Below are 14,501 nucleotides of genomic sequence, written 5' to 3' on the forward strand. Positions count from 1 at the left end.
TAATTATACGAAGGGTTGGGATTTGCAGCATAACCGCCAGCAGCCACAATGCCTATATTTTCACCGTTGTAAACCTTATTTTTTCTGATCTCAAAACCATCCACGTATCCATTTATCGTCAAGTTTTCGCTATAACCCGTGTTACAGTCAAAAACCTCATTTTCCTCGACCAAAATCTTTGTAAGTGCCACATTAGTATTGCCTATAATATGAATACCATGTCCACTTCTACCCAATTCGGGGGCGGCATTATTTTCGATATTAAATACCCGATTCTTTCGTAGGGTAATATTACTTGAACCGCCTTTTACTACTATTCCATCAACATTGGCCCAGGCATTAGTGGTTTTAAAATCACAAATATCGAAACCGTCAATTACAATAAAGCTTACATTATTTACTGTAACCAGTGCTTCGTTACCAGACACAGAAAGGCCATCACCACTAATAATCGCTTTTTCTCCCTGATATGGCTTTAAAGTAATCAGCTTATCCTTTCTGCCAGATTTAGCAAAAGAGACTTTTTCCTTATAAGTACCACCTCTTACAAAAACCGTAAAACCGGGAGTAACCAATTCAAGTCCTTTATTAATCGTACTTACCGGAGCCTCCAATGTCCCGCTATTTGAGTCATTTCCGTTGACAGCCACATAGATGTCTYTTCCAGAAGCTTGTCCTTCTGGTTTATCCGAACCTGCTGAGGAACTTTTCTTACTGCATGCAGATAAAACACCATAATTCAACATGATGATCCCTAAAAAAAAGATGCGCTTAAAATACCCTAGCTTTGATGTATTCATAACTTAAATTCAAGAGCTAACCAATTAAAAGCTATTTACTTTTAATTGGTTAGCAAGTTTGTATGTTAAAATTAAAGGAGTTGTTTATTCCGAAACTATTTTTCGAATGCTATTGTTGTTTTTATCCAACACATATACGGTTCCATTCTTGTCCACAGCGACTCCGGAAGGCGCACTAAATGCTGCAGCTTTGCCAACAGCATTTACATTTCCCGCATTTGCAGATCCAGCGAAAGTACTTACTGAGTAAGTCAGGCCATCTACATAACGGATACTTTGATCTGGATTAGAAGTACTCCCGCCTCCAGAGCCATTTCCAGCTATGTACAAATTATTTGAGGCATCTATTGTCATACCCCATGGATAGGCAAATTTAGCGGATGAAGCTGGTCCATCTTCATAACCAACCGACCCAGATCCTGCTGCGGTTGTGCCGATCCAGTTAGAGGATTCGTATTTTTTAATGACCTGATCTCCATGTACAGTAACAAACAGATTCCCCGTATTATCAAAAGCAAGTCCTGATGGATAGTTCAACCCTGCAATAACCTGACTCGTTACGCCAGCTGGTGTCACCTGATATACATTACCTGGAGAATTGCAACTTGCATAAAAAATATTACCGCTCTTCTTATCGAAAACCACACTCCAGGGCTCTTGATTCGCCCAGGTCAAAAGACTAGCTGTACCATCAGGTGTTATTTTTCTAATGTCCCAATTCCCAGGATCAACACAATACAAATTACCTTCAGGGTCTATTGTAAGCCCATAAGGAATACTAAATTTAGCTGCAGTGCCTTTCCCGTCGGCATAACCGCCACTCGTTGGATTACCTACAAAAGTTGTCACGTTGCCATCCTTATCAATTTTTCTAATGCAATGGTTACCTACATCGGTTACATATACATTAAGCTGATCATCAACAACGATACCACTGGCCCTGTACCAGGATTCCCCACTAAAATTAAACATGGCATCTGTACCTTGCGCATTTGCAAATCCTGCAACTCCAGAACCGGCTAGTGTAGTTACAGTTCTTGTATATTCATAAGTAAAAGTACTTGTACTTGTCGCAGTTTTATCACCAATTTTTACGGTAATCGCACCTGAACCTGCCTTTTTAGGCACCACAACCATCAACTGTTTACCATTAACGCCAACTACTTTTAACGGCTTACCATTCAGTGTTACCCTAATCTTTGAGGTATCGGTAGTAAAATTACTTCCGTTAATTAATATTTCAGTACCACCACTACCTTTCTCAGGAAGTATTTTATCAATTGTTATTGGAGAGGAATCATCATGTTTAAATCCTTCATCCTTTTTACATCCTGCAATCACTACCAACAGGAAAGCGGCAATAAGTAAGCAAGCATTTATATATCTTTTCATATTCTTATACGTATTAATAAATGATGAATCCATTACCAACCCGGGTTTTGTACTAAAGATGAATTTTTATCAATATCATCCTGTGCAATAGGAAATAAGTACATCTTATCAGTCCAGGTTCTGTTTTGAAGCAAGGTTCTTTTGTTAAAATCAGCAAAAGCAAAACCCTGGTTACCATCGTTTGTAATGGTATTCATTCTATAAATGCTTTGCACTTTGGGATCCCCCATCATCAACCTTCTGATCAAGGTAAAGTACCTATCACCTTCAAAAGCCAATTCTATTTGCCTTTCCCTCAAAATCCATTTCCTCATTTCATCCTGATTGCCTACAGCTCCCGGATAAACAGTTTCCAAATTAGGCACACCTGCCCGCTGTCTTACCAGATTCACATATTTTAATATATCCGTGTTACTTGGCTCCACCTCATTCAATGCCTCTGCATAATTCAAATACATTTCAGCAAGACGCAGATGAATAAAAGGACGGTAGGTCACAGAACTGGTTCTTATATTAGAAGCAGGGCTCACATTTTTTAACACATCGTAACCGGTAATATCTCCATTATTGTTTACACCAACGCCCGATTTTCCTGAGTAGTAAAACTCAGCACGTCCGGTACCATCCTTATTTGCGTCTGAAGAGAAGAAATTCCTGTCATCCGCAGTAGGCGCAGGTAGAACTGGTTTACCATTGTATTGAATACTCACGTAAAACCGTGCTTCCCTATTAACGTACATATTTGAATTCCCTTTAACATAACCTCTGTTTAAGCCATCTCTGGATTTACCCCAGTTGGCCGGGTCATCGGACTGCACAAAACCTGTTTCCACATACTGAGCTTGTGGATCATCAATAGTCCTTCCGTTACGCATATAAAAGGCATCTACAACATTCTGCGTTGCATTTTGCATATCAAATCCACCTGGTTTAGGTGCACAACGCACCTCATGTCCCCATTGCCATGAACCAGCCATATTGGTAGAGAACAGTATTTCATTGTTCCAGTTTGTCAGGAACAGGTTACGGAAAGATAGGTACGGATCAAACTGAGCATCACCTTCATCAATATTTGTAAATAGTTTATAACCCTGCAGGTCAATTACCGCTTTAGCGGCATCAGCAGCTGCTCTCCATTTATTTGCATCATACTGCAACGGCGCTAAAGAAGTACCGTCATTATTTTTAAACCCTGCAAACTTTGGGTTGCCATTCCACAGCGGACTCGCTGCTAATAAGGTTACTTGCGATTTAACAGCAAGACAGGATGCTTTGGTTGCTCTGCCATAGTTTACCGAAGAAGACCAGGCATCAGGTAAATCAGCCGCTGCTCTGTCTAATAAGGAGTTGATGTGATCAACACATTCATTAAATGGACTACGAGGATATTTATTATAGTCGTCATTAAGACTCAATAATTCAGTCACCTTAACAAAAGGCCCATATTGTCTTAATAATTTCCAGTAAAACCAACCTCTTAAAAAGATAGCTTCTGCTTTGTATTGCTTTTTCAAATCTGCACCGATTAAACTCTCAGACATTTTATCAATATTTTGCTCAAATACAATACTTTGTCTGATACCGGCATAATTATCACCCCAGTAATACCAATAATTACTCTGAGCATTCCAATTTCCAGTAATCATTTTACGAACGGCAACCCCCTGGATACTACATGAGGTTTCATCACTTGCACCAAGCATACTATAGGTATCTGCTGGAATTGAAACATGACTATAAATCTGATTCAGATAGGATTCCGCATTTGCTCTGGTTTGCCAAAGCATATCAGAAGTAAGCAAATTATCAGGTGTTTTATCTAAATATTTACAACCAAGACTAAACAACAATATGCAAAGTGCAATACTGCCGATAGATAGAAAGTTTTTATATAAGTTATTCATTGTAATCATTTTAAGTAATGGTTATTAAAACTGCGCCCTTAAACCAAAAGTTACCATTCTTGTAATGGGATACTTTGCACCATTAGATCCCAATTCCGGATCCCATATTTTGAATTTACTGAAGGTCAGCAGGTTCTGACCTGATGTATAAAAGTACAATACCGGTACACCTGCTTTTTTCATAGATTCTGACGTAAGTGTATATCCCAGAGAAGCCTGTTTTAAACGGATATAAGAACCATCTTTAAGCCAGTGTGTACTGTTTAAATAGTTGTTATCGGAAAGACCACCCACAGTTAAACGAGGATAATATGCATCCTGACGAGGATTATCCGGGGTCCATCTATCTAAAACTTTAGCCAGGGTATTGTTTTGATATTGACCTAAGCCGGAGAAAGGTATCACACCTACCCCGTCTACGCCCATGCCATTTCCCCTAATCTCTGATCCATTTGCCATAATCCCTACATCAGCCACTCCCTGAAAAAATAACGAAAGATCGAATCGTTTATAAGCTAAAGAGAAACCAGCCCCATACAACCAGGAAGGGAAAGGCGACTTACCTAACCTTCTACTGTCATAGGCATCAATAACACCATCTCCATTCTGATCCAGATAACGAATGTCCCCTGGCTGCACTGTCCCGAATTTTTGTTCCGGACGTGAGTCTATATCATCCTGATCGGTAAAGTATCCGTCAGCAACATACCCCATAAATTCATTAGATGCATATCCTGCCGCGCTTTGGTAGGCAAACTTTCTTTTAGGCTCGTCTGCAAAAGTAATTTTATTTTTACTGTGGGTTACATTTCCAAACACACGCACACCTACGGCGCCTATCTGATCATTATACTCAATACTTGCATCTATACCCCGATTACTCATTTCACCTAAATTGGCAAAGATCGCAGTTGAACCGAAGCCGCCAATTGAAGAAATTGATTCTCTTCTGATTAAAATATCTTTACGTCTTTCATCAAAAGCATCAACAATTAGGTTGAACTTATTAAACAAACCGATCTCAAGTCCGATATCTCCTTTGTAAGACTTCTCCCAGGTTAAGTTTTCAATACCTATTAAATTTTCAGTTAAACTACCATAATATGTTCCATTTAATCCGAATCCGGTACCTCCACCTCCACCAATTTGTGTTAAATAAGGGAATCTATTCCCAGTACCTATATTATCATTACCCACAACACCATAAGAACCACGAAGTTTTAAAAGACTGAACGTCTCGGTAAATGGTTTAAAGAAACTTTCATTAGAGATCACCCAGCCTCCGGATACTGAAGGGAAAACTCCAAATTTCTTACCTTTTTCAAAATTCTCGGAACCCGTGTACCCCGCATTCACTTCAAGTAAGTATTTATCCATATAGCCATAGGTAATCCTTCCGGCCAAACTTTGATTACGGAATGGAATGGAGCCAATCACATCCTCAGCTGTACTTTTCAGCCTGTTCCTCATATTATATAAAAACATTCCGCCAAATCGATGATTTCCGAAGGTTCTATCATAATTAATATTCCCCTCTAAATACATCATCCGCTCACCAGCAGAAGATCGACCATAACCTAAAAATTGCTGTCCAATTCTCGTCTGTGTAAACATCAATTCGCCATTACCATCACGACCAATCGCTTGCCAATTGTCGTTTATACCTGATCTTCTGTTATCAAACTGTCCGTAACTGTCAAATGAAAATCTTGCATAAGACGACAAACCAGGAGTGACCACATCCAATTTTTGATTTACAGTAAATACGGATTGAACTGCAGGCCTAAACTCATCAGAGTAGCCATTGTTCTGAACCTCATTTAAAGGATTGGAACCACCATTTGTTGTGGGGCCTGCCCATTTACCATCAGGATATCTTGTAGGATAGGCAACTGGTGTGGTAGCATAAGACTGATACCATAAACTACCTGCAGAAATACCCGGGTAACGGGAATTTACCAACATTGCCCCAAGATTTAGCTGAAGCAAAGTACTTTTAGTCACATTTACATCAATATTACTTCTAAAGTCATATCTCTTAAAATCCAGATTGGGATTAAAACCATTCAAATTTGAAACTTTATATGGGCCCCTCTACCCCTCTTTTTGTGGTAATGATCAATACGCCATTGGCGCCTTTTGCACCATACATTGCTGTTGAAGAGGCATCTTTAAGCAGGGAAATGCTGGAGATATCCTCAGGATCTATGTTATTAAATGAACCCCCAAAATCACTGTTCACATCATCTCGCTGAACACCATCCACGATGATAAGCGGCGAGGTGTTTCCACCGTTAAATGTTCCCAAACCACGAATAGTAAACTGTGAATTATCGTACCCAGGTTCTCCACTTGATTGCATAGAGATAATACCAGCTACTTTTCCGGCCAATGCGTTAGAAAGATTTGCAACCGGGGTTCTCATATCAGCCATATTCACAGAGCTGATGGAACCGGTTACCGTAATCTTTTTCTGGGTACCATAGCCCACTACCACAACCTCCGAAAGCTCATCAACTGCCTCTTTAAGCACCACATTTATGGCATTCTGACCGTTAACAGAAACTTCCTGAGTAATAAAACCAGTGTAAGAAAAAATAAGGATAGCATTAGGCGAAGTAACAGCAATGCTAAAATCTCCATTACTGTTGGTAGTCCCGCCGCCTGTTTCACCCTTTATCCGAACTGTTACACCAGGTATTCCTTTGCCCTGCGGATCCAGCACACGGCCACGTATGTCAATAGCCCGGGCAACAACGGGCTTTATTTTTAAAAGGCCGTTAACCTTTTCTCTAATCACAACAGTTCTGTCCTCAATAGTATAAGACAGGGGCTGGCCGCTGAAAATCTTTTCCAGTACCTCATTCAGTTCCACAGAATTAACTTTGATATCTACCGTCTTTGCGTTTTGCAATAGCTCCTCGGTATATAAAAAATCATAATTGCTTTGTTTTCGTATCTCCTTAAAAATACGCTTAAGGGTCGCTTTTTTTTCCGAAAGCGTGATCCTTTGCGCAAAACCTACTGCACTCACCTGCATCATGGTTGCTATTAATATTACGGTGGTTAGTCGCATAATCAGCAGTAGTTTATTGATATACTTTTTGAGCATACCAAGTTGGTTAGCATAATTTTTATACATTTGTTGGTCTGGTTATTAGCGAGTTGGTTATTGCACTTATTAAAGCTCAATAACAGGTTCGCTGGTTAAAGTTGATTGAATCGCAAGTTTGTTGACTTAGTAATCCAGGCATTAGCCAGTTGTGTTGCAAGCACTTCTGGCTTTTTTTTATTTTCTGTTAGCGAGGGCAGTTTTTACCAAAACAATTCGCTAAACCCAAGATTACTTTATTGATTTTATGTAGTTATTTGGTAACTGTAATCCTCCCTTCTTCAATTATAAAGTGAACCTTATTTGTATATTCTAATTTTCTGAGTACTTGTGACACATTCGCAAAACGACTCACTGTACCGCCAAATTTGTCTTTGGAAACATTTCCTTTAAATGCCACATCTATATTATACCATCGCGAAATCTTTCTCATTACCGATTCGATACTTTCACTATCGAACATAAAGTATCCATTTTTCCAGGCCAAAACCTCATCCATATTTGCCTCGACAATTCTTAACCCATCGTATCCATTTATAGCCTGACTTCCGGGTTTAAGTATTTGCTGTATACCTGAGGCCTTAACCAACACAGATCCTTCCACAAGCGTCGTTTTGGTCAATGGTTCATCAGCATAACTATTGATATTAAAATGAGTTCCCAGAACTTTTATCTCCTGATTTTGTGTCTTAACTATAAAAGGATGGCTTTTATCCTTCGCGACCTCAAAGTAGGCCTCACCTTTTAATTCCACTCGTCTTTCCCTCAGTGCAACGAAAGAGATTGGGTATGTCAATGAAGATGCTGCATTCAAAAACACTTTACTTCCATCTGGTAAAACCACTTGATATTGGCCCCCTCTTGGTGTTTCTATAGTGTTGGGGGCTGCATTTGCAACCTTACCTGGTTCTAAGGTATAAACAATTTTCCCATCGGCTAATTTAGTAACTGTAACACCGGATTGTGGGGGCAGCGCTCCGTTTTTAGCATCAGTAAGAACTATTTTCTTTCCATTCGCTAGGGTGAGTACCGCTTTATTTCCACCAGGAGCTACATCATGAACCAATTTATCAGACTTGGTATCTAGTCTGGACGAATAGTAAAAAGTACCTACACTTAAAGTGATCAGAATGATTGCTGCAGCAGCAAATTTTCTCCAATACAAATTCCTGTCCCGAAGAACAACAATTTTATGCCCTTCTTCACTAATGCTATCTTGTATTTTACCGTAAAGTCTGGTGATTTCATCTAAAGACATTTCTGCCCGATGGTCACTACCTACCAATCTGGAAGCTTCTTCTGCGAGCACAAAATCCCATTCACTTTTATTACTTCCTTCTTCAATGAGCTTAAAAACCCTTTCAAGTTCGGTTTTACTGCATTGATTATTTAAATACCTTGTAAACAGGTGTATGATTTCGTTGTTCAATTTCTCTCCTTTTGTAACTAATACAAATGGGAGTAACGATACATCTATCCTAAAAAAATAATTATTTTATTATTGCAGCCATTAGTACGATTACTGCACTGCGCATAGTGATAAATCCCCTTATTGATTTAAGCGCTTTTACCATTTGATTATTTACTGTGCTCTCAGAAATACCCAGTTCTGTTGCTGCCTGTTTATACGTTAATCCTTGTATGCGACAACGGATAAACACCTCTCTTCTCTGTTCTGGCAAACTTTTTATGGCTTCATTGAATATCGAGCTGCTTTCGCTATAGTCAAGCAGAAGCTCCGTAGCATTTTCCTCGCCAATTACGTTTTTCCGCATCTCCTCCACTATGCTTGTTTCATGTTGGGCCCGTTTTAACAGATTAAGCAGGTGTCTGCGCGCAATAGTATACAGATAGGGTTTAAATGGCTGTTCACAATCTATTTTATCTCTGTTTTCCCAAACCTTAATAAAAGTATCGTGAACAACATCTTCAGCAAGAAGCGAAGACTTTGCTGTTCTTAGCACAAAATATTTTAATTGTTTCACATACAAATAATAAAGACTGCTTAAAGCATCCGCATCACCCTCCCTAAGAAGTGTAACTAGTTTCTTTTCACTGTAATTATTATAAATGTTCATTCGGTTTGGTTCCCAAGCCGAAACTACAAAAAATTAACGCAAATTATATATGTTATTAATTCTCAACCACAACCCTTAACGAGCAGCCACTATTTCTGATGCTCCTGCAAATAACTGCTGTTTCTGGATTTTAAAGCGAAATCCTTTAACAATTCAATTTCCTGAGGGTCGTAAGGTGTAAAGTCACCCCGAAAAAGATCATGCTGCCATACTGCAGGAATAGGATCTGCAGGCCGATGCCCCCACGGCAAGTCTGTTTGCGTTTTACCATTTACAAGGCCCCATAACATACAGCCAACCTTCTCATTATAAAAAACAGCCAGATTATCTTTGATTACCGATCCATTAGGTCTGTTCATCCATTCCGTATTAAATAAGGGTCTGCCCTGCGTTTTAAGTTCCACAATTTGCTTGGTCAGGTCATTTTTATTACCATAATTATGAAAAGAAATAATATCTGAATTTGCAAGCGCAATATCATTCAACCGGTTATCGCCATTCCATATATCAATTGTTATTGGCTGTGAAGGATTGATTTCGCGTGCCCATTTAGCAACCTTTTTAAGCAAGGGAAAACTAGCAGACCCCAGTCCGCCATTTGTGGGTTCGTTGTACAAGTCCCAGATAAAAATGCGTTTATCATCCTTAAAGCGCCCAATTACAGCTTTAACATATTTTTCAATGCGGGGATGGGTAGTAGAATCAACAACCATGCTGTGACCCGGACTTGGCGACCACGCCCAGGCATACCAGCCTTTAAGCGGCTCCGGTTGCTTTCCTACTCTAGGATCATGCTCAATTCCAAAAACACAGTCATCAAACAAAGCAGGCATAAATTTAATATTATGCTTATTGCAAATCGCCAGAAACTTATCCAGGGTATTTAAAAAATATTCCGGATCATCTTCATAAACTGCATACTGAAGTACAGCCCTCAAACAATTAAGTCCGGTTTTCTCTGCCAGGGCAAGTTCCTTATCAATGGTCTTGGCATCAAAACTAGTCTTATCCCACATAGCAGTATAATTAATGGCATAAGCCGGGATATAATTAAAGCCACAATAAAATGGCTGCTTGTTGTACCAATCCCATATTTTCTGCTTTGGCCAGCGTTGATCTGTTTGGGCCGTAACCGGACAAACGAATAGTAACAGCAATAGTAAATTTATTGCATAAGCTATCTTTTTCATTACAAAGTTTAAAAAATTGAGAGCCTTCTATAGCACTAGTGGATTAATTTCTGACTTTACCAAATCGCCAATAGGTGCATTCATCAGCCAACGCTCACGGTCATTTACCTGCCAGCTATTTTTAGGTTCGGCCACCCGTGCGCCTTCAGCGACGTAAATAATAGTCATTACCTCACGCATAATGTCAGATTGGTTACCGGGAGCACTATGAATGGTATTGCCGTAATGCCAGGTTGCGTCTCCGGCCTTCATCGTCGATGAACGCATTATAGGGAAGTCATTATCCTTAACATATTTTTCATATTCAGCTTCCGATTCGTCAGAGATCTCGTAATTAAACACTACCCCTTTTTTATGAGAATCAGACGCAAATGTCAGCATCCCCATTTCTACATTAATATCTACCAAAGGCATCCACATAGTGACGGTATTATGCGTATCCAGTGGCCAATAATACTGATCCTGATGCCACGGAGTAGGTCCACCTCCAGGTTCTTTAAACAGGGCCTGATCATGATAGATACGTACATTTTCTACGCCAAGTAAATCTGCAGCAATTTTCCCCATACGTTTGGCAAGCGTAAATTTCTTCGCTTGTTCATCTACTTCCCACAGATTCATTATCTGCAAAAAAGCTTTACCGTAAGTATCTCTTTCGGCTAAATCTCTCTTTTCGGTATTGAACTTATCAGCAGCTTCTTTTATTACATCTCTGTAAATAAGCACTTCTTCAGCATCAAGTACATTTGGGATTAAAACGTGTCCGTTCTGACGGAATGCAGCAGCCTGTGCATAAGTTATTTCCCGATACTGATCTAATTTAGGCAATTCAATTGTCGACATGGCTCTATTTGATTTAGGTTTACATTTGGTGTTTTCAATTACTAAGTAACTGTTTATCGTTAGTCCGCAAAAGGAGTAAATTGGCCTTTTAATGGTTTTTTTTATCTATTTGCAAGAATAAACCGATAACTTTATGAGAATATGAAATAATTAACATGGCACGAGCCGCATTTGAAGCATTAGACCCATATAATGATAATTCCTTTCTCCTTCGTGAATTCACGGAGTTTACTGCGCCTTATCATTTTCATCCGGAACATGAACTTACACTTATTGTAAAAGGTAAGGGTAATCGTTATGTTGGCAATCATATGGATGTATACAGCTGTGGGGATCTGGTTCTTATAGGCTCAAATCTTCCCCATTGCTGGAAAATTGAAAATAATGAAGAACAAGACAAGGATGTTGCATCGGTAGTTGTTCAATTTAACAATGATTTTTTAGGTACAGATTTCCTGGCCAAGCCAGAGCTATCTCAAATATTACATCTGCTGGAGAGAAGCAAGCATGGAATACAGTTTTTAAATAATACTGCAGAAGAAATAACCAAAAGATTAATTCTTTTGGCCAAACAACCAAATTCTTTTAAGYGACTTATAGAATTTTTAGAAATCTTATATACCCTCGCCATTTCCAAAGAATACAAATTACTCGACAAACAAGAAACAAAGGCGCATCAGTCAGCGAAACCAGAAAGAATCAATATAGTTCTGGGTTACATCATCGACAATTACAAGGATGAAATTTTGCTTGATCAGGCAGCCGCGTTGGTAAATATGACGCCAAACGCTTTTTGCAAGTACTACAAAAAGACCACAAAAAAAACTTTTATAGAAACAGTAACCGACTATCGGATAAATTACGCCATTCAACAACTTGTAAATTCAGATAAATCTATCTCCGACATCTGCTTTGAGAATGGCTTTGGCGACTTATCGCATTTCTATAAACTTTTTAAAAGAAAGATGAAGCTTAGTCCTTTAAAATACCGCAAGGAATTCAGGAAAGATATCGCCTAATTGATCTTCCCATTAGCAGCATCCGGAGTTTGTTTTAAATAAATACGATACAATTCGAAAAAAGTTGGTGCATCCAATAATTCAATTTTAGGATCAATACGCTTTAACTCATCAACCACTTTTACATACCATCCGGGATCTTTTAAAATATTGCGAAACCAATGAAACGGAACCGGCCGTTTCCCTATTCTATCAAGAATATGCTTTGCCGCTTCGGCAGGATCATCCTCATTAACATCATCATCAGCACGCAGCACAGGCATATTCCCATGTAAAGAAGTTAATGGGGTTTTCTGTGGAACTATTCCGTTAGGACTAAACTTAGCATACGCATCCAGTCCTTTTTTATTAAGCCCGGGCGCCTGGCCATCAATAATAAACCCGGTAATGCTTAAGTCCCACTTATCATAATAAGGTTTGTTGTGTGCTACCCAGGCATCAAGGCCATCCGGTAATGCAGAAATTGGTCTGGGCTGCTGCAACATTCCGGGCATTAAGTACCCCGCACCATTATCAGCTGCAGCGAAATAATCATTTTTTGTTGCCGATTCCCTCCTGTATTCCATTGCCATTGGCACTCGCTGCTGTAAAACCGGACTAATGCACCACATCAATGGAATTTTACCGCGCTCGGGACTATCCCATAAAGTAGGCGTAGTTTGAGACACCCATGAAGATGCATCGTAATCACCAACATAGAAAATAAAGAAATTACGCCCTTTAAAATTAACTTTTCCGTCCTCAGTTAAATAACCTCTTTGCTTCAGTTCAGCCTGGGTAACCCACTTTTGTTCATATTTCTTTTTAAGTGGATAATGCTGCCAGAAAGAGGCATTTGCCAGTGCTCCGAAACCAATAGCATCAGCGTCTTTAAACGCGTTATAGGCGCTTATCACAGCAGAATATTCCCATTCGGTCGGCACATCATCGTGACTACCACCGGCATGTTTAGTATATTTAAAAGCCCATGGAGGGAAACCCCCAAGATATGCATAATCCATGCCCTTATTATGCTGATAAGCAGTAAGCAGTAATTCTTTAAGTGTGTTTAGGTCTGTCCCTGTTTTCTGAGTAGGATCATCAGTTGCAGGCTCATCACCCCAAGGGCTCAGGTCAAAGAAAAACCCGCGTTTACTCACAAAAAAATCATGATTGGTAAGCGTATGATGGTTTGGTCCGGCAGCATGCGGATTCTTCATCCACTGCTGATCTACATAATATGCCCCATACTTTGTATTGGTTTTGCCAGCCTTTGTATATTTCTCCATAAACCACAAGTAAGCATCATTTTTTGCCGAACCTGTGGATAAGCGCTTAGTTCCGGGAATATTACCTGATCCTGTAAATAACGACGATCCATTTTTATTTAATAACCAGACCTTAACAGGTAATTTAGGGCCTTGTAATACAAGTTGTGTGTATAAACTATTTTTAGCAGGATCGTAACGAATGGCAATTACATCTTCTTGCCCCGCAACAGAAGAGGCAAYATTACTGGTTGCTGCTACAGTTGGATCATAAACCACCACGCCTTTAATCGCTGACCGGTATGCTTTAACTAAACTAATAACATCCTTATAAACCACAGTATCTCTACTGTTTAACCATTTGTCTTTTTGGCGATATTTATTCCACCAGTACCTGTCAATGTCTATTGACCCATTCTTTACCAAGTAAATATACAGTCTTGGCGATTTGCGGTTCACTATTCCTTGCAGTGTTGAAACTGTATGCACATCATCCCAAGCTGTTTTTACATCTTCAGCGTTACTTAGATCTTTTTCTAAGGTATATCCTAAGTCAAACACACCTATTTTTAGTGATTGAGATTTTACATAGGGAGAGAGCAAAACAAACCACCCCCCAAGGAGCATACTACTGGCTAATTTAAAGGCTGTCATCAGTTGTGTGTTAAACAGTGAATATAAAGAAGTTTTTCAAATTCAGATCCGCCCCGTCTCTTTTAAGTAGCTATCAGTGATATAATTAATGTTGTTTTTACCAGCAAGATTTTAAAGGAAATTTTTGAAGGCAGCAGATGAAAGGCTTTTCTTATCGGAATTTCTGCTTGAAAAAATTAATTGAGATATAATCAAGAATAACCTATATATTTATTTTAAAGTCTCAAAAATATTACAATGTAATGTGTTTTTGACAAATATT

11 protein-coding genes are annotated in these 14,501 nt (G+C 39.2%); 1 reads left to right on the forward strand and 10 read right to left on the reverse strand.

Going from position 1 to position 14,501, the window contains the following annotated elements:
- The 9 genes from AC1DG9_RS04695 to AC1DG9_RS04735 all read right to left on the reverse strand — a co-directional run.
- Positions 1–800, reverse strand: an 800-nt coding sequence (locus AC1DG9_RS04695) for a DUF1565 domain-containing protein (protein ID WP_477634353.1), incomplete at its 3' end; no start/stop codon positions are given.
- An 84-nt stretch (positions 801–884) separates the two neighbouring features.
- The gene (locus tag AC1DG9_RS04700; RefSeq protein WP_337715748.1) at positions 885–2,192 is read right to left on the reverse strand and encodes an IPT/TIG domain-containing protein; all 1,308 of its coding nucleotides are present in this window, start codon (positions 2,190–2,192) and stop codon (positions 885–887) included.
- Positions 2,193–2,224: 32 nt separating this feature from the next.
- Positions 2,225–4,096, reverse strand: coding sequence for a RagB/SusD family nutrient uptake outer membrane protein (locus tag AC1DG9_RS04705; protein WP_337715750.1), 1,872 nt, complete (start codon positions 4,094–4,096; stop codon positions 2,225–2,227).
- 24 nt (positions 4,097–4,120) lie between these two features.
- Positions 4,121–6,166 carry a SusC/RagA family TonB-linked outer membrane protein gene (locus AC1DG9_RS04710; RefSeq protein ID WP_477634354.1) on the reverse strand — a complete coding sequence of 682 codons (2,046 nt, stop codon included), beginning with the start codon at positions 6,164–6,166 and terminating at the stop codon, positions 4,121–4,123.
- Positions 6,167–6,176: 10 nt separating this feature from the next.
- Positions 6,177–7,208, reverse strand: coding sequence for an STN domain-containing protein (locus tag AC1DG9_RS04715; protein WP_477634355.1), 1,032 nt, complete (start codon positions 7,206–7,208; stop codon positions 6,177–6,179).
- Between the two features lie 253 nt (positions 7,209–7,461).
- Positions 7,462–8,637 (reverse strand): FecR family protein, encoded by a 1,176-nt coding sequence (locus AC1DG9_RS04720; protein WP_337715752.1) that lies wholly within the window; start codon positions 8,635–8,637, stop codon positions 7,462–7,464.
- Between the two features lie 61 nt (positions 8,638–8,698).
- A complete protein-coding gene (locus AC1DG9_RS04725; RefSeq protein WP_337715753.1) occupies positions 8,699–9,286 on the reverse strand; it encodes an RNA polymerase sigma factor in 588 nt (195 codons plus the stop codon).
- A gap of 89 nt (positions 9,287–9,375) precedes the next feature.
- Complete coding sequence (locus AC1DG9_RS04730) at positions 9,376–10,476, reverse strand: glycoside hydrolase family 2 TIM barrel-domain containing protein (protein ID WP_172660852.1); 1,101 nt, start codon at positions 10,474–10,476, stop codon at positions 9,376–9,378.
- A 27-nt stretch (positions 10,477–10,503) separates the two neighbouring features.
- Positions 10,504–11,319 carry a phytanoyl-CoA dioxygenase family protein gene (locus tag AC1DG9_RS04735; RefSeq protein WP_337715755.1) on the reverse strand — a complete coding sequence of 272 codons (816 nt, stop codon included), beginning with the start codon at positions 11,317–11,319 and terminating at the stop codon, positions 10,504–10,506.
- Between the two features lie 155 nt (positions 11,320–11,474).
- On the opposite strand from AC1DG9_RS04735, the gene AC1DG9_RS04740 reads away from it, so the two are divergent.
- The gene (locus tag AC1DG9_RS04740; protein ID WP_477634356.1) at positions 11,475–12,338 is read left to right on the forward strand and encodes an AraC family transcriptional regulator; all 864 of its coding nucleotides are present in this window, start codon (positions 11,475–11,477) and stop codon (positions 12,336–12,338) included.
- Here AC1DG9_RS04740 and AC1DG9_RS04745 read toward each other — a convergent pair.
- Complete coding sequence (locus AC1DG9_RS04745) at positions 12,335–14,239, reverse strand: GxGYxYP domain-containing protein (RefSeq protein ID WP_477634357.1); 1,905 nt, start codon at positions 14,237–14,239, stop codon at positions 12,335–12,337. The genes AC1DG9_RS04740 and AC1DG9_RS04745 overlap by 4 nt on opposite strands.
- Positions 14,240–14,501 lie beyond the last annotated feature (262 nt).

Source organism: Pedobacter sp. 05L430, assembly GCF_056397585.1.

What these genes read in the sequence shown, in the direction of transcription:
- AC1DG9_RS04725 (WP_337715753.1), bottom strand. Translation starts at nt 9,286, where the DNA reads ATGAACATTTATAATAATTACAGTGAAAAGAAACTAGTTACACTTCTT.
- AC1DG9_RS04735 (WP_337715755.1), bottom strand. Translation starts at nt 11,319, where the DNA reads ATGTCGACAATTGAATTGCCTAAATTAGATCAGTATCGGGAAATAACT.
- AC1DG9_RS04705 (WP_337715750.1), bottom strand. Translation starts at nt 4,096, where the DNA reads ATGAATAACTTATATAAAAACTTTCTATCTATCGGCAGTATTGCACTT.
- AC1DG9_RS04700 (WP_337715748.1), bottom strand. Translation starts at nt 2,192, where the DNA reads ATGAAAAGATATATAAATGCTTGCTTACTTATTGCCGCTTTCCTGTTG.
- AC1DG9_RS04715 (WP_477634355.1), bottom strand. Translation starts at nt 7,208, where the DNA reads ATGCTCAAAAAGTATATCAATAAACTACTGCTGATTATGCGACTAACC.
- AC1DG9_RS04730 (WP_172660852.1), bottom strand. Translation starts at nt 10,476, where the DNA reads ATGAAAAAGATAGCTTATGCAATAAATTTACTATTGCTGTTACTATTC.